At 61.1% G+C, this 20050-nt stretch carries 18 protein-coding genes and 1 other annotated feature; of the genes, 16 read left to right on the top strand and 2 right to left on the bottom strand.

What is annotated here, in order from left to right; translation table 11 throughout:
* Positions 1–9: 9 nt before the first annotated feature.
* The 3 genes from pheT to G463_RS18280 all read left to right on the top strand — a co-directional run bounded on the left by pheT (position 10) and on the right by G463_RS18280 (position 3336).
* Complete coding sequence (pheT, locus tag G463_RS0102475; protein ID WP_026973932.1) at positions 10–2451, top strand: phenylalanine--tRNA ligase subunit beta; 2442 nt, start codon at positions 10–12, stop codon at positions 2449–2451.
* 66 nt (positions 2452–2517) lie between these two features.
* A complete protein-coding gene (locus G463_RS0102470; RefSeq protein WP_026973931.1) occupies positions 2518–2793 on the top strand; it encodes a cell division protein ZapA in 276 nt (91 codons plus the stop codon).
* A complete protein-coding gene (locus G463_RS18280; RefSeq protein WP_051321826.1) occupies positions 2794–3336 on the top strand; it encodes a CvpA family protein in 543 nt (180 codons plus the stop codon).
* A gap of 42 nt (positions 3337–3378) precedes the next feature.
* Here the strand turns inward: G463_RS18280 and G463_RS0102460 are convergent, their stop codons facing one another.
* The gene (locus G463_RS0102460; protein ID WP_026973930.1) at positions 3379–3717 is read right to left on the bottom strand and encodes a phage holin family protein; all 339 of its coding nucleotides are present in this window, start codon (positions 3715–3717) and stop codon (positions 3379–3381) included.
* Positions 3718–3864: 147 nt separating this feature from the next.
* On the opposite strand from G463_RS0102460, the gene G463_RS0102455 reads away from it, so the two are divergent.
* Positions 3865–6204, top strand: coding sequence for an endonuclease MutS2 (locus G463_RS0102455; RefSeq protein WP_026973929.1), 2340 nt, complete (start codon positions 3865–3867; stop codon positions 6202–6204).
* Between the two features lie 290 nt (positions 6205–6494).
* On the opposite strand, the gene G463_RS18275 is transcribed toward G463_RS0102455, so the two are convergent.
* Positions 6495–9362, bottom strand: a complete 2868-nt coding sequence (locus G463_RS18275) for a transglycosylase domain-containing protein (RefSeq protein ID WP_084171147.1) — start codon at positions 9360–9362, stop codon at positions 6495–6497.
* 173 nt (positions 9363–9535) lie between these two features.
* Positions 9536–9750, top strand: a binding site (T-box leader).
* Between the two features lie 91 nt (positions 9751–9841).
* On the opposite strand from G463_RS18275, the gene tyrS reads away from it, so the two are divergent.
* The 12 genes from tyrS (at position 9842) to G463_RS0102385 (ending at position 19990) form a co-directional block, all read left to right on the top strand.
* Positions 9842–11098 carry a tyrosine--tRNA ligase gene (gene tyrS, locus G463_RS0102440; RefSeq protein WP_026973928.1) on the top strand — a complete coding sequence of 419 codons (1257 nt, stop codon included), beginning with the start codon at positions 9842–9844 and terminating at the stop codon, positions 11096–11098.
* Positions 11099–11176: 78 nt separating this feature from the next.
* The gene (yunB, locus tag G463_RS0102435; RefSeq protein WP_026973927.1) at positions 11177–11893 is read left to right on the top strand and encodes a sporulation protein YunB; all 717 of its coding nucleotides are present in this window, start codon (positions 11177–11179) and stop codon (positions 11891–11893) included.
* A gap of 60 nt (positions 11894–11953) precedes the next feature.
* Entirely contained in the window at positions 11954–12907 is a 954-nt protein-coding gene (locus G463_RS21505; RefSeq protein ID WP_051321825.1) for a LysM peptidoglycan-binding domain-containing protein, read from the top strand.
* Positions 12873–13856 (top strand): aminoglycoside phosphotransferase family protein, encoded by a 984-nt coding sequence (locus G463_RS0102425; RefSeq protein ID WP_026973926.1) that lies wholly within the window; start codon positions 12873–12875, stop codon positions 13854–13856. The genes G463_RS21505 and G463_RS0102425 overlap by 35 nt, the downstream gene beginning before the upstream one ends.
* Positions 13857–13991: 135 nt before the next feature.
* Positions 13992–14861 carry a nitrilase-related carbon-nitrogen hydrolase gene (locus G463_RS0102420; RefSeq protein ID WP_026973925.1) on the top strand — a complete coding sequence of 290 codons (870 nt, stop codon included), beginning with the start codon at positions 13992–13994 and terminating at the stop codon, positions 14859–14861.
* Positions 14861–15712, top strand: a complete 852-nt coding sequence (locus tag G463_RS0102415; protein ID WP_026973924.1) for an NAD+ synthase — start codon at positions 14861–14863, stop codon at positions 15710–15712. Before G463_RS0102420 ends, G463_RS0102415 begins: the two co-directional genes overlap by 1 nt.
* A gap of 47 nt (positions 15713–15759) precedes the next feature.
* Positions 15760–16497, top strand: a complete 738-nt coding sequence (locus tag G463_RS0102410; RefSeq protein WP_026973923.1) for a YebC/PmpR family DNA-binding transcriptional regulator — start codon at positions 15760–15762, stop codon at positions 16495–16497.
* A gap of 53 nt (positions 16498–16550) precedes the next feature.
* On the top strand, positions 16551–16931 hold the full coding sequence (locus G463_RS0102405) for a hypothetical protein (RefSeq protein WP_026973922.1): 381 nt from the start codon (positions 16551–16553) through the stop codon (positions 16929–16931).
* A 238-nt stretch (positions 16932–17169) separates the two neighbouring features.
* The gene (locus G463_RS0102400; protein WP_026973921.1) at positions 17170–17568 is read left to right on the top strand and encodes a GntR family transcriptional regulator; all 399 of its coding nucleotides are present in this window, start codon (positions 17170–17172) and stop codon (positions 17566–17568) included.
* Positions 17565–18278 (top strand): ABC transporter ATP-binding protein, encoded by a 714-nt coding sequence (locus G463_RS0102395; RefSeq protein WP_026973920.1) that lies wholly within the window; start codon positions 17565–17567, stop codon positions 18276–18278. The genes G463_RS0102400 and G463_RS0102395 overlap by 4 nt, the downstream gene beginning before the upstream one ends.
* A complete protein-coding gene (locus G463_RS0102390) occupies positions 18275–19027 on the top strand; it encodes an ABC transporter permease subunit (protein ID WP_026973919.1) in 753 nt (250 codons plus the stop codon). The genes G463_RS0102395 and G463_RS0102390 overlap by 4 nt, the downstream gene beginning before the upstream one ends.
* A 45-nt stretch (positions 19028–19072) precedes the next feature.
* On the top strand, positions 19073–19990 hold the full coding sequence (locus G463_RS0102385) for an ABC transporter ATP-binding protein (protein WP_026973918.1): 918 nt from the start codon (positions 19073–19075) through the stop codon (positions 19988–19990).
* Positions 19991–20050 lie beyond the last annotated feature (60 nt).

The following is a 20050-nucleotide window of genomic DNA, read 5'->3' as shown; positions in this document are numbered from 1 at the left end:
GGGTTGGAGATGAAACTGTCCTATCAATGGATTTCTCAATATGTGGATCTTCACGATGTGTCCCCGGAGGCCTTGGCTGAATTGTTGACCCGCGCCGGTCTCGAAGTGGAGGCTGTGACGGCGCGCAACCAGGGCGTTCGCGGAGTGGTGGTTGGCGAGGTGTTGGATTGCCAGCCGCATCCCAACGCGGATCGGCTGCGGGTCTGCACGGTCAACGTGGGCGCGGCGGAACCCTCCATCATCGTCTGCGGAGCGTCGAATGTGGCGGTGGGGCAGAAAGTGCCGACGGCGCTGCCCGGGGCGGAACTGCCCGGCGGATCCATCGGCGTGGCGAAGCTGCGCGGCGTGGCGTCACACGGGATGCTCTGTTCCGCCGAGGAACTAGGGCTGGAGACGAAGCTGCTCGGGAAAGAGCAGACCGAAGGGCTGTATCTGCTTCCCGCAGATGCGCCGGTCGGGGCGGATTTGGTGGCGTATCTGCATCTGGACGACGTGGTTCTCGATATTGGCTTGACGCCGAACCGCAGCGATTGTCTGTCCATTCGCGGGCTGGCGCACGAGATTGCGGCGCTGCTCGACAGGCCGACCACCTTTCCGGAGCGTCGGACGCCGACGACCGAGGGACCTTCGCCGGTATCCATCCGCATCGAGACCCCCCTCTGCGCGCGGTACGAAGCGCAGGTGTTTGACGGCGTGGCCGTGGGGCCGTCTCCGGTCTGGATGCAGATGCGCCTGATGGCCATGGGCATTCGGCCCATCAGCCTGCCGGTGGATATCACGAACTACGTCATGCTGGAATGGGGACAGCCTCTGCATGCGTTCGATCTCGATACGGTGCGCCAGCAAACCATCGTGGTGCGCGCCGGCCGGGCGGGGGAGACGTTGGTCACCCTCGATGGCGAGACGCGGAAGCTGGACGAGGACACGCTCGTCATCTCCGACGCCGAGCGGGCCATTGGCATCGCCGGCGTGATGGGTGGACAAAATTCGGAAATCACGGCGGGGACGAAATCAGTCGTGCTGGAATCGGCCGCGTTTGACGCCGTATCGGTGCGCCGGACGGGGCAGCGGCTGGGGCTCAAGTCGGAGGCGCAGCAGCGGTTTGAGAAGGGGATTGATCCGAACGCCATCACCGGAGCCCTCGTCCGCGCGACGGAATTGTTCGCGGAGCTGACTGGCGCAACGCCGGTAGGCGCGCCGGTGTGCGTCGATGGACCCGGCACCAAGCTGTCCATGGCGGCGCGTGCGGTGCCGTTCCAGCCGGCGCGGTGCAACATGCTGCTCGGAACGGATCATGGTCCGGAGTTGATGCGAGACGTGTTCCGCAGGCTCGGATTCGCGGTGGAGACGGAGACGGATGACCAGTGGCGCGTCCTCGTACCGCCGCGCCGACCGGACGTGGTGCTGGAGGCGGATTTGGTGGAGGAAGTCGGGCGGATTGCGGGCTATGCGGCGATTCCCTCCACGTTGCCCGCCACCTCAACCACGGTGGGATACAGACCACCGCTGCAGGTGCTGAGCCGGCGCACGCGCAACGTGTTGATGGCGGTTGGCATGAATGAGGTGGTGACCTATACGCTGACGCATCCTCGGGAGGTGGACGCGCTGCGGGTTCCGGCGGACTCGCCCTATCGCAGCATGATCCCGCTGCTGCATCCCATGTCTGAGGAGCGCACGGCGCTGCGTACGCACATGCTGCCGAGCTTGGCGGAGGTTGCGCGCTACAATCTGGCGCACGGCGTGTCTGGCGGCGCCATCTTTGAAGTGGGACGCGTGTACTGGCCGACAGAACTTCCGTTGCGTCAGCAACCGTGCGAGCACCTGCAGTGGGCAGGGCTTTGGTTCGGTGAATTGGAGCCTGCGGTGGGAGAACGGGCTCGTCCCTACGACTTCTACGACGCCAAAGGTGCGATTGAAACGTGGCTGGAGGCGCTCGGCTGGTTGGACGACGCCCGCTTCGTCCCGGTTCGGATGCACTGGTTGCATCCGGGGCGGAGCGCGGAAGTGCAGATTTTGGGGCAGCGCGTTGGCACATTTGGCGAAGTGCATCCGGAAACCGCTGCGGCGTTGGACATTCGGCGGGCGGTGTACGCCGAGTTTGATCTGGAACGTCTGCAGGCACTGACGAAGGCCGAGTGGAAGGTCCAGCGGCTTCCCAAGTATCCGGCATCGCGGCGTGACCTGGCGGTGCTGGTGGACGTGGGCGTGCCGGTTCAGGCACTTCTCGATGCAGCTCGGGATGCCGCGGCGGAGGCGAGTATCCTTGAGAACTGCGCCCTGTTTGACATCTATCAGGGCAAAGGGGTTGCCGAGGGACAGAAAAGTGTGGCGGTGGCATTCCGGTATCGGGCGGACGACCGGACGCTGACCGACGACGAAATAGTCCAGGTGGAGCAGCGCATCGTGCGGGCGTGGGCCGACCAGTTCGGTGCCACGCTGCGAACGGTGTGACGCGGCGGGCAGGATTTTGGCTGCCGGAAACCGAAATATCCAGGGACTCGAAAGGGGGCTTGCGGCATGAGCGGGGAGGCCATCCATCGCGTGCGAGTGCAAATCGGCGGGGCGGAGTACGTCTTGCGGGGCAGCGAGTCGGAGGAGCGGCTGCTCGCCATTGCGAAGACGGTGGACGACACCATACAGGCCGTGCTGCGGGCAAACCCGAATCTGGATGCGCGAAAGGTCGCGGTGCTGGCCGCGTTGAACATCGCGGAGGAACTGCATGAGCTCCGCGATCAATATGACTCATTGCTGGAATTGCTTGACGAGCAAACCAAATCACCCTCTGAGCGGTGAATGAACGAGGGGAGTGACGCACCGCTGGATGTTTTGGATTTCATCCTGTTTGGCATCGTGGCGCTCGGTGGGTGGAACGGATATCGCAGCGGTCTGTTTCGGCAAATCACCCGTCTCTTTGGGGCGGTGGTGGCCTATGCGATTTCCTTGTGGTTAAAGCCTTACGTGTCCCCCGTGGTCGCGTCATTTCTGCACACGCAGGAGAGCGGCGGAACCGTGACCGGATGGCTGGGCTTGGTGGTCGGCGACATGTCCGGCGCGGTATCCTTCGCGCTGGTGTTCATCGTCACGTGGCTGTTGCTGAGATACGCGATGGGTCTGGTGGACACGTTGTTCCAACTGCCCGTGCTGTCCACGGTCAACCGCTTGGCCGGGTTGGTCGTGGGCTTGGCGTTGGCCGTTCTGTTCATCTACGTGGCGACACTGGTGGCTCATTATGTGCAGAATCCGTGGCTGCACATGCAGCTTCAGCATTCCGTCATCGTGCAGTGGCTGCATCCGTCCACCACGCCCAACACGCTTCTTCCATCGGCCCATCTGTAACAACAAACCGGCGGGCGGCTGGCCCAGCCGGTTTTGTTTCCGTCAGCGGCCAGTTCCCCGCAATTCGGTGGGCACGAACAAGTCAATAATCCCGATGATGAGCGACGCCAACAGCGCCCCGAGCAAGGTGACGCGCATACCGGGGACGAACCAGCCTGCGGCGTAGATCACCACGGCACTGGAAATAAACCCGACAATGCCCCGCCCGTACGGCGAGATATTCCGCCCAAACAACGCTTCCACCGCCCATCCCAACAGCGCGATGACAACGGCTGCCAGGAGCGCGGTCCAAAATCCGGAGACCGTGAACCCCGGAACCAGCAAACCGACAAACATCAACACGAGCGCGGATACGACAAAGCGGACAATGGTTCCTAGCATCTGGTTCCCTCCTCATCCGACTGCCTCTAGCATGACCCGGCAACTGTGCAGCCATGTGATACAATGATTGGGATTCGAGGATGGGGCGATGCCATCGGCCTCGCTCCTGAACGCATGCGAACAATTCCTGAAAAGGACTGGATATTCATGCACGAACGAGTATATCAGGTGCTGGAATTTGACAAGGTGAAGCAGCAGATTCAGAACTACGCGGCATGTTCCCTTGGGCGGGAGCGCATTGCTGAACTCGTTCCCTGCGAACGCCTCGAGGACGCAGAAGCGGAGCTGGACATGGTGGACGAGGCGCTGCAGTACCTGTACCGGCACGGGTCCCTTCCGTTTGGCGGCATCACCGATATTCGAAGCGCTGTGCGCAAAGCCGCCATCGGCGGCGTGCTCAGCGCCGAAGAACTGAACCGCATCGTCCAGTTCATTGTCGGCGCCCGCAGAGCGAGGCAGGCCATAGAGCACGCGGCGGAAGAGGGCGCGTTTTCGCGGCTGGCGGATTTTGTTCAAGCGTTCTATGACGCGCGCCAGTTGGAGGTGGATATCCGGCAGGCCGTGTCGGAGGACGGGACGCTGTTCGATCACGCCAGTCCCGAGCTGCGCCGGATTCGAACCAGCATCCGTCAGTTGGAAGGGCAGATGCGGCGGCAATTGGAGCAGATGTTGCGCACCCATCAGCGCTATCTGCAGGATCCGGTCATTGCCGTTCGCGGGGATCGCCTCTGTCTGCCCGTGAAGGTGGAATACAAGAGTCAGGTGCCGGGTGCGGTCCACGATTATTCGGCGTCCGGCGCCACCGTGTTTGTGGAGCCGCAGGCGGTGCTTGAGAGCGGCGCCAAGGTCCGGGCGCTGCAAGCCGAGGAAGAGCGCGAGATAGAACGGATTCTGCAGGCGCTGTCCGCGCTTGTGGCCGCCGCAGCGGAGGACCTCTTGGAAAACGTGCGGCGAATGGGATTGTTGGATTTCTGGTTCGCCAAAGCGGCCTATGCCAAAAGCCAGCGCTGTGAGCGTCCCCGTCTGCGGGCGGATGGGGTATGGCGGCTGATTCAGGCACGCCATCCCCTCATTGACATGGAGACAGCGGTTCCCGTGGATCTGACGCTTGGGGACAACTACCGGATGCTCATCATCACCGGCCCGAACACGGGCGGTAAAACGGTCACGCTGAAAACCGTTGGCCTGCTGACGCTGTTGGCCATGTCCGGCTGTTTCATCCCGACCGGACGGCCGAGCGACATCGGCTGGTGCGACCAGATCTTCGCGGATATCGGGGATGAACAGAGCATTGAACAGAGCCTGTCCACGTTCTCCTCGCATCTGCGGAACATTGTGGAGATGCTGCGTGAGGTGACGGCGCAGAGCCTTGTTTTGCTGGACGAATTGGGGGCTGGGACCGATCCGGCCGAAGGCGCGGCCCTGTCCATGGCCATCCTGGACCATCTGAACCGGTGGCAGTGCCGCGTGGTGGCCACTACCCACTACGCGGAACTGAAGGCGTACGCGTTTCAGGAGCCCCAGGCGATGAATGCCAGTGTGGAATTCGACGTCCAGACCCTGCGACCGACCTATCGATTGCTGGTGGGGGTGCCCGGGCGCTCCAACGCGCTCGCGATTGCCTCCCGCCTCGGCCTGTCCAACGCCATTGTCGAGCGCGCCAGGTCCTTGCTGACGACGGATGACGTGCGGATGGAAGAGCTGATTGCGAAAATGGAACAGGCCCGCCACGAAGCGGAAGCGCTGCGCCGGGAAGCTGCGGAAGAACACGCCAAAGTGTCCCGGCTCCGCGCTGAGCTGGAAGCTGAATGGAACGACCTCACCCAGGAAGCGGAGGAACTGCGCGCCCGGGCGGAACGGGAGGCCCGGGACATCGTGCGCCGGGCGGAACGGGAGGCGGAGCGTGTCATCCAGGAACTGCGTCAATTGCGCGACGCGGCGCAGGTGAAAGATCACCAGCTGGTGGAACTGCGCAAGGCCCTCCAAAATGCGTTGCCGGAAGATGCGCCCAAGCGGCGGAAAAAATCATCCGTCGCCACTGGCGAGATCTCTGTCGGCGCGCAGGTGCGGGTGCTGTCGCTCGGACAGAAAGGCGAGGTCATCGAGAAATCGGACGACGGCAGGTCGTACACCGTTCAACTGGGGCTCTTGCGGATGAAGGTGGATGCGGGGGACGTGGAGCTGCTCGGGCAGCCCAAACCTGCCGAAGCCACGCAGTCGTTCCGGCGCGGCATGCCCAAATCCATGCCGCTTCAGTTGGATATTCGCGGTACCACTGTCGACGAATCCATACCGACCGTGGACAAGTACCTGGATGACGCCGTGGTTCACGGGCTGGCGCGCGTGACGGTGATTCACGGCAAGGGAACCGGTGCGCTTCGCGACGGCATTCGGCGCTATCTGACGCGTCACCCGCACGTGAAGTCGTGGGCGCCCGGCGGGCCCGGCGAGGGCGGCGACGGCGCGACCGTGGTGGAATTGAAGTGATGTGTTGAACGAAGGCACATTGGCGGTTGGACAATGTGCCCAGGGGGGCGGTTACTGGGGAGATTCGTCGAATGGGAAGCCGGATTCAACGTAGCTAAACGCTTCAGCCAATGCGGCCATCACGTCCATATCGGGATTCTCCATCCACGAAAAGAATACCGACATGCTAATGCCCATCAGGTGGCATTGGGATGCGTCGTGAGCAGGGTTGGACAGAGGATTGGGGAAACGGCAGCTGCCTGCCCGTATACAACAGCGGCACCCCCATTCGGGAGGTGCCGCTGCATGGTTCAATCTCGGCTTCGCGTGTCTCCGATGTTCGGCCACAGGATGTCCGGAAGCCCTGTGCCGTTCCCCTTTTCGGCGTTGTTGGTTCCGGTGCCGGTGGAATGTCCGGGCCCGCTGCCTCCGCCGGCCGACGGGAGGGCGCTCAGCTGCACCGTCACCGGCGTGGAGGGCGTGGACACCGTCGTGTTTGACGCTGCGTACACTTCGTAGTACACCGTGCCTGTACCACCTTTCGGCGGCTTGGTGTCGGTGAACGTGGTGCCGGTCACCACGCCTCCGACATTCGCGAATGGGCCGTTGGGAGACGTCGCGCGCCACACGGTGTAGCTGGTCGCGCCTTTGACAGGAGACCACGACAGCGTGACGGACGTACCGTTGCCCGCCACCGCCACGGTCAGGCCGGTTGGGGCGGGAACCGACTGCAGCTGGCCGCCGGAGGAACCCTGCAGGATTTGACCCCCGCGCGGATCGGCCTGGGTCGGCAAGTATTCCGCGCTGTCCGCCGTGACAACCCCAGGTGGCAGCGCCTCCGGGGGCACCAGGAAGATGCCCTGGCGAATTTCGTTCGGCGGGGTGTTGGTGGTAGCCAGGTACTTCCGACCGTTGATCACCGTGTACAGCGCGTTCACGTGCGTCTTGCAGGGCGTGGTCGGTTCCGTACCCTGGATGAACAATTCCGTGTACACGTCATGGTCCGCTGTGCACAGGTCCGTCGGTAGAGCGCCCGATTTGCTGCACACCTGCATGGATATGATGCCCGGCGGCTTCGGCCAAGGTTTTGTTGCCGGATCTTTCTTCAAAATCGGCGCCATCATCTTGTTCCACACCGTGAATTTCAGGTCGTACCAGTCCGGGCCGGACGGATATCCGTCCGGAATCACTTCGTTGTAGTCGTACCCCATCCACAGACCGAGCGTATACTTCTGCGTGTAGCCGATGAACCAGCCGTCGCGATGGTCGTCGGTCGTACCGGTTTTTCCGGAAATGTACTGGCCCGGAAAGTTTTGTCCGACCGCGGTGGCGGTGCCGTTTTTGTCGTACAGCACCCCGTGCAGAATGTCGGTCAGGATGTACGCGGTTTGCGCCGAGAAGACGCTCTTCGGCGTCGACTGGTGCTGGTAGAGGACGGTGCCGTCTCGATCTACCACTTTGTCAATCAGGTACGCCGGCCGCCATACCCCCTGGTTGGCCAGCGTGGTGTAGGCGCTGGTCATCTGCTGCACCGTCAGCCCGTAGGTGAGGCCGCCGATGGCCGCCGACAGGTTGGACTCGTCGCTCTGCGTCAACGTGGTCTGCCCGGTCAGGGTTTTCGACTGCGGCGTGATGCCCATTTTGTTGACGTAGGGCCACGCGTTCTGCGGGTGGATTTCGTCCAACAGCCGAATGGCGGGGACGTTTCGCGACTCCACCAACGCTTCCCGCACCGTCATGATGCCGGCCCAGTTGTTCTCGGCGTCATGCGGCGTCCACGATTGGCCGTTGCTGCCCACCCAGGTGTGGGGGGCATCAAACAACGGACTGGCCGCGGTGATGACGTGCATGTCGAGACCAGGTCCGTATTCGAGCAGCGGTTTGATGGCCGATCCGGGTTTCCGCGGGATATCCGAATGATCCACGTACGCGCCGTTGTCAAAGTCGCGGCCGCCGCCGATGGCGAGAATTCCGCCGGTCTGGTTGTCAATCAACGTGGCGCCGGCCTCGTACTTGTCCTGCAGCTGTTTTCCGTCTTTTCCGAGAATGGGCTTTCCGTTCTCATCCACGGCGCCGACCGTGCTGCCCTGGAACAGCGCGTTGTTCTTCAGGACATTGTCAATGTCGTCCTGGTCGGTCAAATCGATGGTCGTGTAAATTTTGTAGCCCGCCGTGGCGAGTGCCTTCTCGGCGTCATCGACGGAGGCGTAGGTACCATTCTGAACCAATACCTGAGCCACTTCCGGCTCCACATTGTCGCGCAGGACGTACGGATATTTCGTGGTGTCCGGCGGCGGGCTCTTGATCTCTTTGACCACGTTCACTTTCAGCGCGCTGTCGTACTGCGCTTGGGTGATCATTTTGTCATCGAGCATCTGCTGCAGGATGTAATGTTGCCGCGCCACCGTGTTTTTCGGGTGTTGGTAGGGTGAAAACAGTGTCGCGTTGTTCGGAATGGCTGCCAAGAACGCGGCTTCCGGCAAGGTCAGGTCTTTGACGTCCTTATGGAACAGAATGTCGGAAGCGACCTTGACGCCGTACACATTGTTGTACCCCATGCGGCCCATGTAGACCCAGTTCATATAATCTGTAATGATTTCGTCTTTGGTCAGCATGTGGTTGACTTCCAGCGCCAGGGCGATTTCCTGTATTTTACGTTTGGCGGTTTGTTCTTGCTTCGGAAACATCGCCAGCTTCACCGTCTGCTGTGTGATGGTGCTGGCTCCACTGATGATTCGATGACCCAGCACATCCTGGACCGAAGCCCGCAGGATGGCGAGCGGGTTAATCCCAATATTGGTGTAAAACGTTTTATCTTCCGCCGCAATGAAGGCGTTCACAAGATACGGCGAAACTTCTTTGGTGGACGTGATGAGCTGCCTGTCTCCATCTGCGGAAAAGCGCCCAATCACCTTCCCGTTTCGGTCATACACGACCGACGGTTGGCTCATATTGGTGAACGTGTCGGCTGTGACCGTGGGCAGGCCTTTGAGCATCGCCGTTACATAGCCAATGGCTGCGCCCACCAAAACGACAACACAGGAGCCGAGTGCGAGACCGAAGTAACCCAGCCAGCGCCAAACGCCCCGCCGCCGTTCACGCTTTGCCGCCTTGCCTTTGGCTCGGCGCGAACTGCCGGATGTCGTTTGGTCGGTTGGCGGTCTCGTTGGTTTCCCCATCGGGTTTCACTCCTCTCTCAGGGGAAGATTATAGCATACGAAAGAATGGCATCGGGTCCACCGGTTTTTGGTGAATTGACGGTCATCCTTGGCGTTTGCTATACTGACTCAAATCATACGCGTCTGGCGGCATCGGGCCTGTGGTCGATGGATCAAAGGCGCGGTCGCCGGAGAACATGCCCATGAACAAGGTCTGTACGTACATGCGGTGACTGCAGAGAGTCGGTGGGGGCTGCGAACCGATGTCCTGCTGTGCGGAAATTACGCCTTGGGAGGCGTGTCGGCGGGAGTCGACACCGGGTGGCCCCGTTATCGGCTGTGGAGTGGCTGTCGGTCCAATGGTCGGCAGCAAGCCGGGTGGTACCGCGAGCAACGCCTCGTCCCGCAAGGGATGAGGCGTTTTTTGCGAGGCGGACGGAACGATGACGGCTTGTTCTAAGGGGGCCCATTCCGCACAGACGTCTGGGAGGATGACAAGGATGGATATTCTTCAAGAACTTTCATGGCGCGGCTTGATTCACCAGGTTACGGATGAGAAGGCGCTGGCCGAACAACTGAAGCAGCCCACGACACTGTACGTGGGTTTTGATCCAACGGCTGACAGTCTGCACATCGGCAACCTGCTGCCCATTCTCACGCTGCGTCGGTTTCAGTTGGCTGGACACCATCCCATCGCTCTCGTCGGCGGGGCCACGGGACTCATCGGCGATCCCAGCGGACGGTCCACGGAGCGCACACTCAATGAAGTGGAGACGGTGGCGGCGTGGAGCGCGCGCATCCGCGCCCAGTTGGAACGCTTCCTGGACTTCGACGGCGTGCCGAACCCTGCCGTGATTGTCAACAATTACGATTGGACGCACTCGCTCGACGTGATTTCGTTCCTGCGGGATATCTGCAAGAGTTTTTCGCTGAACTACATGCTGGCGAAGGAATCGGTGGATTCGCGACTGGAGCGCGGCATTTCATTCACCGAGTTCAGCTACATGATCCTGCAGGCCAACGACTTTTGGAATCTGTTCCAGAGCCGCGGTTGTCGTCTTCAAATCGGCGGCAGCGATCAATGGGGCAACATCACAGCGGGACTGGAGCTGGTGCGTCGGCAGTCGGGACAGACTGTGTACGGATTGACGATGCCGCTCGTCACGAAGGCGGATGGTACGAAATTCGGCAAATCTGAAGGGGGCGCCATCTGGCTTGACCCGAAGAAGACGACGCCGTACCAGTTTTATCAATTCTGGTTGAACACCGATGACCGGGACGTGGTTCAGTATTTGAAATACTTCACCTTCCTCTCGCAGGCAGAGATTCAGGCGTTGGCCGACGAGGTGGCGAGCAATCCCGGCGCGCGCGCCGCGCAGCGGGCCCTGGCGCGCGAAGTCACGACGCTCGTCCACGGAGCGGGCGAGGCCGAACGGGCGGAACAGGTGTCTCACGCGCTGTTTCGCGGGAATTTGAAGGAGCTGACCGGATCGGAAATCGCGGATGCGCTGCAGGGGGTCCCGTCCATTCGCAAATCGAAGGAGGAGACGGTCAGTCTCGTCAGCGTCCTCGTGGAACTGGGCGCCTGCCCGTCCAATCGACAGGCCCGGGAAGATATTCGGAATGGCGCCATTTCCGTCAATGGAGACAAACAGACGGACATCGAGGCGAACATCTCCGCGGCGGACGGCATTGAGGGCCAGTACGTGGTCATACGACGCGGCAAGAAAAGTTACTTCCTCGTGCACTTCGCGTAAGTCGGCCGGCTCCAACGTTCCATTCGAAAGTCCAGTTCATCCCCTCCACGGCGTATACATGCTGTGGAGGGGATGTCCATGTTCGGCAGAGGGTTCCATGCAACTCCCGGCCAAAAGCGATCCCGGCGTGCGCGCGTGCACCGCAGATGGCGAACGCTGGCGCCATGGGGCGTGTTGTTCGGCTTGGCGTTTGCGGTTTATCTCGTCAATCACAGGGTCCAGCCTGCTATCGCCGCGGGTGCCCGGGCGCTGGCGATTCGCGCCGCCAATGCTGCGCTGAGCCAGGCGGTGACCGAAGAGTTGGCGCACAGTGCGGCCGCCAAGCAAATCGTTCACTACGAAACCGACTCGACCGGCGGACTGCGCATCGCCGACTTCGACTTCAGTGCGGTCACCCGCGTGCAGGCGGCGGCCACCGAAGCCGCGGAGCATCACCTCTCGGCGCTGGCTTCGGAAACGCTGTCTCTGCCGCTCGGATGGACGTTCGGGGGCGCGCTGTTTTCGCGCATGGGGCCGCGCTTGCCGGTGCGCATGGAACTGGTCGGATCCGCTCACTCCGCGGTTCGCGTGGAAACGAAAACGGAGGGCATCAACCAGACCGTGCATGTCCTCTATCTCGACCTTTCCGCTGATGTTCAGGTCATAGCGCCATTGGTGGCGGAGCCGGTGACCGTATCCTCCCGAACCCCGCTGGCGTACGTCGTGTTCAACGGGAAAGTGCCGAGCACGATGTACGGCGCGGGCCTGCCGAACCCGTCGTCGCCCAATTTTCCTCCAGCGGCGGGCACCCATTAGGCGACTGCATATACTGGCAGGGATGTTGGCCCAAACCGGGCGCCCAAGGGAGGCAAAAGCATGAAGAAGTACATCGTGAGGGAGGGCGACACCATGTGGTCCATCAGCAAGGCCACAGGCGTCCGCATGAACCTTTTGCTCGCTGCCAATCCGCAGATCTCTGACCCAAATCGGCTCTCTCCCGGGACGGTGCTGGTGATTCCCGAACTGCACAAGAAGGCGCAACCGGCGGGAACGAAGGCGCCTACCGCTCCATCGGAGCAGGTTCCCCCGTATTTCGGATTCGTCTGGCCGCACGTGGTGAAAGCCGGGGAAACCTGGGCGTCCATCGCCCGCCGCTATCAGACCACGGTTGGACAACTGAAAGACCTGAATCCCGGTTACGGCGACACGCCGCAGCCCGGACAGATTGTGTACGTTCCCGGTGTGGCCCATCCCGGCACCACGGCCGGCGGAGCCGGGTGGACTCCGCAGGAGGGATATCCAGCACCGCCCATGGGCGAGTATCCCCAGCCCCAGGGTGGTATGCCGGGAGGGTACGGGATGGCGCCATCTGCTCAAGGGATGCCAGGTCAGATGATGCCTGACGAAATGATGCCCGCGCCACAGGAAGCTGCCGCGATGGAACCGTATCCTGCGGAACCGGGACCGCTCGGTCCCCATACGCACTATCCGTACCGGGGGGCCGACGTACCGCACCCAATGCCTGGGACTACGGTGGTGAAGCCCATGGCGGCTGGTTATTGGGCGTTCATTCCGTATCATCCTCAGATGTTTGGGCTGCCCATGGGCACCACGGCGAAAGGGATGCCGATGGAGTCGCCCAGCGACTGGAACGGTATGTGGGCGGACGATGACTCGTCGAGCTGGGCCGTGGAGGCGCCGGAATCGTGGCGAGCGTGGCGAACGCCCCACGAAGAAACCCGCCGCCATCTGGCGCTGCCGAACCAGACCGAGGGGAACGCGAACGGGGATTCCGATGAATCCGGAGCGGCCGAGCGCAGCGCGGATTAATCCGCAGCAGTTGATCGATGCGTTGGTCGCCCAGTACGGTCTATATGTTCGCGGCCTGGTTCGGATGCGCACCGTGTACGGTATTGTCGCCGATACCCATGAAAGGTTTGTCTGGAAGTGCGTACATCCCGAAGCGGTGGTTCCCGCGTCGGAACGGCTCACGGTGCAGAGGCAGGTGTGCGACGCGATGGCGGGAATGGGGATTGCCGCAGCGGGGCCCGTTCGAAATGCACGCGGTGACTGGCTGACGTACCTGCCCGACGGGACGGTGGGATATCTGCAGCCCTGGCTCTCCGGCCGTGCGCTGATGGCATCCAATAAGTCGGAGCGGCTGCGGGCCGTCGCCGTACTGGGCGTACTGCACCGCGTGGTGCGTGTGTTGCGGCTGTCGCCGCGCCCACTGTTGCAACGGCAGCCGTTGCCGGAGAAGTTAACCTGGAAGCGGGCGTTCTTGGAGCAATTGTTCGAGCGGCCCGACTGCCCCATTCCGGCGTCGGAACGGGCGCAGCTGTTGATGGCGGCCGAGCGGGCTCGGGCCAGCTTGGCCGACGTGCGGCTTTGGCAGTACTGTCATCGCGACGCAGCGCCCCATAATTTCTTGGTGCAGCCGAATGGTGCCGTGGCGGTGATTGACTTCGACGAATCCGGTTGGGATCACCCGTGGATTGATATCATGCAGTGCATCAATCACGGGCTGCACTTCGCAGAGCCCGCCGCGGGTGATTTTCGCGACGCTGTTACGGTCTACCTGCGCAACAGCGGTGGTGTCCGTGAGGATGGCCAGCGGTTGTATGCGCTGTTCGGCTTTCCGGAGTTATTGGTCAGGGCAGGCGCGGCGTGGCTGCGGCAACCAAATGCTCGGACCGCCCGGCAACTGCGGCGGGCCTTCCATCTTGAACGATGGCGCCGGCGGATTCTCGAGGTTGACGCAGTGGACGATGCACCTTGACGAGGGGCAGGGGACATCCCCGTGCCCTTTTGCTTTCCGCTCCATGCAAGGTATACTGAGACATAGCTTTGGACTCCATGGGAGATTCGGGATGCATTCTTGGGAAGAAGATGAGGTTCTGGGAGTGAGACCTGCGTGGCGCAATCGTTACGAGTGGCGCTGGGACAAGTTCGTCCGGTATTGGGCGACGTCGCGGCAAATGTGGACAAACATGTGACAATCATGAACGAAGCGAAGCAACAGGGCGCGTCGCTCGTTGTGTTCCCGGAACTGGGACTGACAGGATACCAACTGCAGGACCTGACACTGGATGTCGCCTGTACACTGGATTCTCCTGCGCTTCAACCGCTGCTTTCGGCCAGCCGCGATTTGGCGCTGGACGTGGTCTTCAGTTTTGTGGAAGAATCGCGGGATCACCGCTTTTACATAGCCAGTGCGTACGTGACACGGGGTTCGGTGCAACACGTGCATCGAAAAGTCTATCTGCCGACCTACGGCATGTTCGATGAAGGGCGGTATTTTGCGGCCGGGCAGCAGTTTGCGACCGTGGATACCGCCTATGGGACGATGGGCATGTTGATTTGCGAAGACGCCTGGCACCCCTCGAGCCCCTATTTGTTGGCCCATTCCGGGGCGCGGGTGCTGCTGCTGCCGTCCAACAGTCCAGCGCGCAGCGTGACGGATCAGGGAGAGTTTGGATCTCAAAAATTCTGGAGGCAACTGTTGCAGGTGTACGCGCAGTTGTTCGGCGTGTACATCGTGTTTGTGAATCGCGTCGGCTTTGAGGATGGCGTCAACTTTTTTGGTGGTTCCGGCATTGTGTCTCCGGATGGAGCCTGGGTGGTTCAGGCGCCGTCCCTGGAGGAGTCGCTCGTGTGTGGCGACCTCCATCTGGCGAATGTCCGGCGGGCGCGCTACACGACACCGCTGCTGAGAGACGAAAAGAAAGATCTGGTCTTGCGCATGCTCTCCCGAATTGTGCGTCGGGAGGGGGGAGAACTGTGATGAATCCGGAGATTCAACGGCGTTTGCAGTTGGATGAGGCGCTGACGGTCGCAGTGCTGACCGCGTTCATTCGGGAAGAAGTGGAGAAGGCCGGGTTTTCGAAGGTTGTCTTCGGTTTGTCCGGCGGGATTGACTCGGCCCTGGTGGCGTATCTCGCGGCACGGGCGCTCGGGGCGGAGCGGTGTTTGGCGGTGATGATGCCGTATACCACCAGCAATCCAAAAAGCCTGGAGGATGCGCAGGCAGTGGTCGAGGATTTGGGCCTGCCGTCGTTGGTCGTACCCATCAGTGGACCGGTGGATGCGTATTTCGCCGGGATGGATGAACGACTGGGCGTGCCGGCGACGCCGCTGCGGCGCGGCAATCGAATGGCTCGCGAACGGATGAGCACGCTGTTTGATCTGTCCGCGCACCATGGTGCGCTGGTTTTGGGAACGAGCAACAAGACGGAACTTCTGCTCGGGTACGGAACGCAGTTTGGAGATTTGGCGAGTGCGTTGAATCCCATCGGCGACTTGTACAAATCGCAGGTGCGACAACTCTCTCGGTTCGTGGGCGTGCCCACAGCCATCTTGGAGAAACCTCCAAGCGCCGATCTGTGGCAGGACCAGACCGACGAAAGTGAACTGGGCTTTACGTACGACTTCGCGGACGAGGTGCTGTATCAATTGGTGGATCTGCGCCTCTCCCCCGAAGAATTGGCGGCCAACGGTTACGACGAACGGGTGTTGCAGGGGATTGTGCGCCGCGTTCAGAGGAACCAGTACAAGCGCAAACCCCCGGTGATTGCCAAACTGTCATCGCGCACCATCGGTGTGGATTTCCGTTATCTGCGCGATTGGGGTCAATGATGTAACGCGGATTCCGCAACTGGATGCATGGATGGAGGGGAAACCACGTGGCAGGGCACTCGAAGTGGCATAATATCCAACGGCGAAAAGGGAAGCAGGACGCGGTTCGCGGCCAGCTGTTCACCAAATTGTCGCGTGACATCTATCTCGCGGCCAAGGAAGGCGGCGGTAATCCGGAAACCAATTTCCGCCTGAAAGTGGCGGTGGAGCGTGCGCGCCAAAACAACTTGCCGGCGGACAACATCGCGCGAACCATTGCGAAGGCTACCGGAACGTTGCGCGGTGTGACGTACGAAGAAATCCTCTACGAGGGATACGGGCCGCACGGTGTGGCCGTGATGATGGATATCGTGACGGACAATCGAAATCGCACCGCAGCCGACGTCCGCCATATCTTTTCGAAGCACGGCGGGAACCTCGGGGAAGTGGGCTGCGTCAGCTGGATGTTTCGGCGCATTGGCGCCATCACGGTGTTGAAAGAAGCGTGTTCTCTGTCCGGCGACGATCTGATGTTGAAGGCGTTGGAGGCCGGCGCCGACGACCTGCAGGAAGACGCGGACTCGTATTTGATTGTCACGGCGCCTGAACAATTTACGGCGGTGCGCGATGCGCTTGAAAAAGACGGCATTCCGTTGGAGGACGCCGAACTGACCTACCAGCCTACGTCGTACATCCAGTTGGATGGCGAAGCGGCTGAGCAGGTCTTGGATTTGATTGAGGCGCTGGAGGCTCATGACGACGTTCAAAATGTGTACACCAACCTCGATCCGGCGATAGCGGAATAATTCTGCTTCTGTCCAGGCATGCTAGAGCCAACAAGGACAGCGAGGTGAGGGAGATGCCGAGGCGGAAACGGGAACGAAGAGCCAATCGCCTGTTGGCATGGACCGTTCTGGCGGCGGTGGGCGTGTGGACAGCTCAGGGTGTGGTCGTAGCGCGGGCAGATGTGCCGTCCATCGCTGACTTCGGGCAGACAGCGGACGTGCCGGCGTTTGACCGCGCCGGCGGTCACACTCGGCAAGCGGCGTTTGTCACTCTGTACCCGGATGGGAGATGCAGTGTGCAGATTCGTTCTATCGCGGACGATACGGTCAACGCGTTCTGGACGGAATCCGCCGCATGGCGAATGGACCACGGGCTGACTTGGTTCACCGAAATGCCGGTATACGTCAAGGAAATCTCGCCTCCACCCCGCAATCCGGCAGAGGATGCGGTGTAGCGGACAATCGGTTCGCCGCGTATGCGGCCAGTGAGCGGGCTGCCCCGTTGTCATCGTTCGATGACGGCGGGGCAGCTTTTTTACGCCATGGTACGTCCGTTCCGAAGGACGTGGCGCTCTCCCCGTAGAGCAACGACAGTCTGTGCGAATGAGCGGTTGACAGTGCGAGTGTATTATGTGTTATCATACACTCAGTTCACTTGATACACCAGGTTTTGACGGTGAAGGAGGGAGCGGGTTGGATGAACGGCAGGTGGGTGCACTCCGCTTCCAATTGGATCTCAGCCAACCCATTTACGAGCAGATAGTGGAACAGATGAGCCGAGCGATTCTGCGGGGCGATATCGGATTGGGCGAGAAGATACCGTCAGTGCGAGAGTTGGCTCAGGGACTGCGCGTGACGCCGAACACGGTGATGCACGCCTATCAGGAGATGGAGCGTCAGGGTCTCACGGAGACGCGCCGCGGTCAAGGGACGTTCATCACCTCGTCCCGGCAGCGGGTGGAGGCGTTTCGACAGCAGGAAGCGCACCGCGTGGTGACAGAGTTTCTCGCGAAGATGCGCAGTCTTGGTTTCACCGAGGCGGAGATTATTGAACAGCTGCGAAGTCGGCGACAGGAGGAGGAAATGCAGTGACGGACATCGCGGTGGCCTGCAAACAGGTGTCAAAGCGATACGGGGCGAAAACGGCGCTCGACCATCTGGATATCACGATTCCTCGCGGCCACGTGGTGGGGGTGCTGGGACCGAATGGGGCGGGCAAGTCCACGTTTTTCCGAATGCTTGCCGGCCTGGTGCAGCCCGACGCGGGCGTGGTGGAGGTCTTGGGACAGCGGCCCGGTTGGCGTGCGAACGAGAACATCGCGTATCTGCCGGACAGGGCGCGGTGGTATCCGGATCACACGACGGAACAGGCGTTTCAGTGGGCTGAACGGTTTTTGCCGGCCTTCGACCGCGCTGTGGCGGAACGACTGGCATCGCTGATGCAGCTTGACCTCACCCTTCAGGCGGGGGGCATGTCTCGGGGACAGGAGGCGCGGTTGATGCTCATTCTCTGCGTGGCCCGGCGGGTTCCGCTCATCATCCTCGATGAACCGTTTTCCGGTATTGACGTGGTTTCCCGGGAACAGATTGTGGATGCGTTGATGGAGCACATCTGCGACGGTGACAAGACCGTGCTCATCAGTACGCACGAAATCCACGAGGTGGAGGCATTGTTCGACAGCGTGATCTTTCTCGGTGATGGACGGCTTCAGTTGGCTGGCGAGGCGGATGCGCTGCGGCGCCAGTACGGAAGTATGCGCGAGATTGTGAAACGGCTGCACTTGGGGGGAGAACAGCAATGACCGGGCAGCGCGTGTTTTGGGCGTTGGTGCGCCATGACATGAAGGAGAGAAAGCAGCGGGGAAAGTACAATCTTCGGATCTGGCGATGGGTGTATCTAGCAATCATCGTCGCTGTGGCCATCGCGGTCACCACATATCTGGTCCTGAGGAGACCTGGATTCGACGGTCGGTTTGTGTGGTTCTACACATTTGCCATCCCGTTCGTCTGCGCCGGTATGGGAACCGGATTGGTGGCGCAAGAATTTCGAAATGGCACGGCCGGGTGGTGGCTGACCCTGCCTTATCCGCGCGGCCGCTTGTTGGTGTCGAAGTTTGTGGCCTGCATTGTGCGCGCACTCATCATCATGGTCGGATTGGATGCGTTGTTCTGTCTGCTGTATCTGTACACGGTACTGCTCCAGGGACAATTCACAGCCTCGGGGTTGGCGGATTTTCTTCTGACGGGCGCGCGGCTGAACCTCGTGGTGCTGGGCATCCTGCCTTTCACCGGATCGGTCGGCGTCACGTACGGCATGCTTCGTTATTCCACGCTGAGACCGTTGGTGCCGCTCGGTTGGGGGCTATTCGGCATCCTGTGGTGGTTTTTGTTCTCCAATGACCAGCAATTCATTTTCGTACATCCGGAGCTTGGGGGAGGACTTGTCGCGGTGTCACCGTGGTTGCTGTTGCCGATGGCGGTTGGCTGGGTGCTGGCTGCATTCCTGCTGCGGCTGGCAACTCGAATTATGGAAAAGCACCTGACGTTGTGATGATGACGGGCGTGTTGACGATGCGTCCGATTGGGGGATGAGACGATGGACTGGGTAGTACGGGTGGAACATCTGCGCAAACAATATGGGAAGACGGTGGCCGTCGCCGACGTGTCGTTCTCCGTCGGCAATGGATCTTGCTTTGGGTTGCTGGGGCCGAATGGCGCCGGGAAATCGACGACCATGAAGATTTTGGCGGGCATTGTTCGACCAGACGGCGGTCAGGCGGAAGTATTCGGTTTGGATGCCGCCCGCCGCGGTGCGGACGCTCGGCGAAACGTGGGGTATGTCCCCCAGGAGATTACGCTCTACGACAAACTGAGTGCCGAAGACAACCTGCGGTTTTTTGGCGGTGTGTACGGCCTTCGCGGGGCAGTGTTGGAACGGAGAATTCGGGATGTACTGGAAACAACTGGACTCAGCGACCGAGCCAACAGCTTGGTGGGCGGCTTTTCCGGTGGAATGAAGCGGCGCATCAATATCGCGGCCGCGCTGCTTCACCAGCCCAAGCTCCTCATTCTCGACGAACCGACGGTTGGCATCGATCCGCAGTCGCGCAATCACATCTTCGGTATGATTCGCGCGCTACAGCAGGAGGGCGTGACCATCATCTACTCCACGCATTACATGGAAGAAGTGGAAGCTCTTTGCGACCATGTGGCCATTGTGGACCAGGGCCGCGTGATTGCGGCCGGATCGCTCCAAGAGGTGCTGTTGGAACACGGGCGCATGACCGTCTACGTGGAGGTGGACGACTTTCATCCATCGCAGATTGCGGGGGTGCAGCACCATACGCGGGAAGGAATCGGATGGAGATTGGAGACGGCGGATGCCGTGGGGACCATGCACCACGTACTGCGGTGGGCGGAGGAACACCGCGCACAGGTGCACGCGCTGGCGTTGGAGCGGCCGTCTTTGGAATCGGTGTTTCTTGCCCTGACGGGTACATCCCTCAGGGACTGAGCGCGCTCTTGTATCGCGGGGTCATGCGGTCGCTGGTGCGATGGTGGACGACGCAACTTG

Source organism: Alicyclobacillus contaminans DSM 17975, assembly GCF_000429525.1.
GTDB lineage: Bacteria > Bacillota > Bacilli > Alicyclobacillales > Alicyclobacillaceae > Alicyclobacillus_A > Alicyclobacillus_A contaminans.
This window is presented reverse-complemented; position numbering and strand designations above follow the sequence as displayed.

Coding starts and splice junctions, on each gene's coding strand:
- pheT (WP_026973932.1), top strand. CDS start 10: ATGAAACTGTCCTATCAATGGATTTCTCAATATGTGGATCTTCACGAT.
- G463_RS0102470 (WP_026973931.1), top strand. CDS start 2,518: ATGAGCGGGGAGGCCATCCATCGCGTGCGAGTGCAAATCGGCGGGGCG.
- G463_RS18280 (WP_051321826.1), top strand. CDS start 2,794: ATGAACGAGGGGAGTGACGCACCGCTGGATGTTTTGGATTTCATCCTG.
- G463_RS0102460 (WP_026973930.1), bottom strand. CDS start 3,717: ATGCTAGGAACCATTGTCCGCTTTGTCGTATCCGCGCTCGTGTTGATG.
- G463_RS0102455 (WP_026973929.1), top strand. CDS start 3,865: ATGCACGAACGAGTATATCAGGTGCTGGAATTTGACAAGGTGAAGCAG.
- G463_RS18275 (WP_084171147.1), bottom strand. CDS start 9,362: ATGGGGAAACCAACGAGACCGCCAACCGACCAAACGACATCCGGCAGT.
- tyrS (WP_026973928.1), top strand. CDS start 9,842: ATGGATATTCTTCAAGAACTTTCATGGCGCGGCTTGATTCACCAGGTT.
- yunB (WP_026973927.1), top strand. CDS start 11,177: ATGTTCGGCAGAGGGTTCCATGCAACTCCCGGCCAAAAGCGATCCCGG.
- G463_RS21505 (WP_051321825.1), top strand. CDS start 11,954: ATGAAGAAGTACATCGTGAGGGAGGGCGACACCATGTGGTCCATCAGC.
- G463_RS0102425 (WP_026973926.1), top strand. CDS start 12,873: ATGAATCCGGAGCGGCCGAGCGCAGCGCGGATTAATCCGCAGCAGTTG.
- G463_RS0102415 (WP_026973924.1), top strand. CDS start 14,861: ATGAATCCGGAGATTCAACGGCGTTTGCAGTTGGATGAGGCGCTGACG.
- G463_RS0102405 (WP_026973922.1), top strand. CDS start 16,551: ATGCCGAGGCGGAAACGGGAACGAAGAGCCAATCGCCTGTTGGCATGG.
- G463_RS0102390 (WP_026973919.1), top strand. CDS start 18,275: ATGACCGGGCAGCGCGTGTTTTGGGCGTTGGTGCGCCATGACATGAAG.
- G463_RS0102385 (WP_026973918.1), top strand. CDS start 19,073: ATGGACTGGGTAGTACGGGTGGAACATCTGCGCAAACAATATGGGAAG.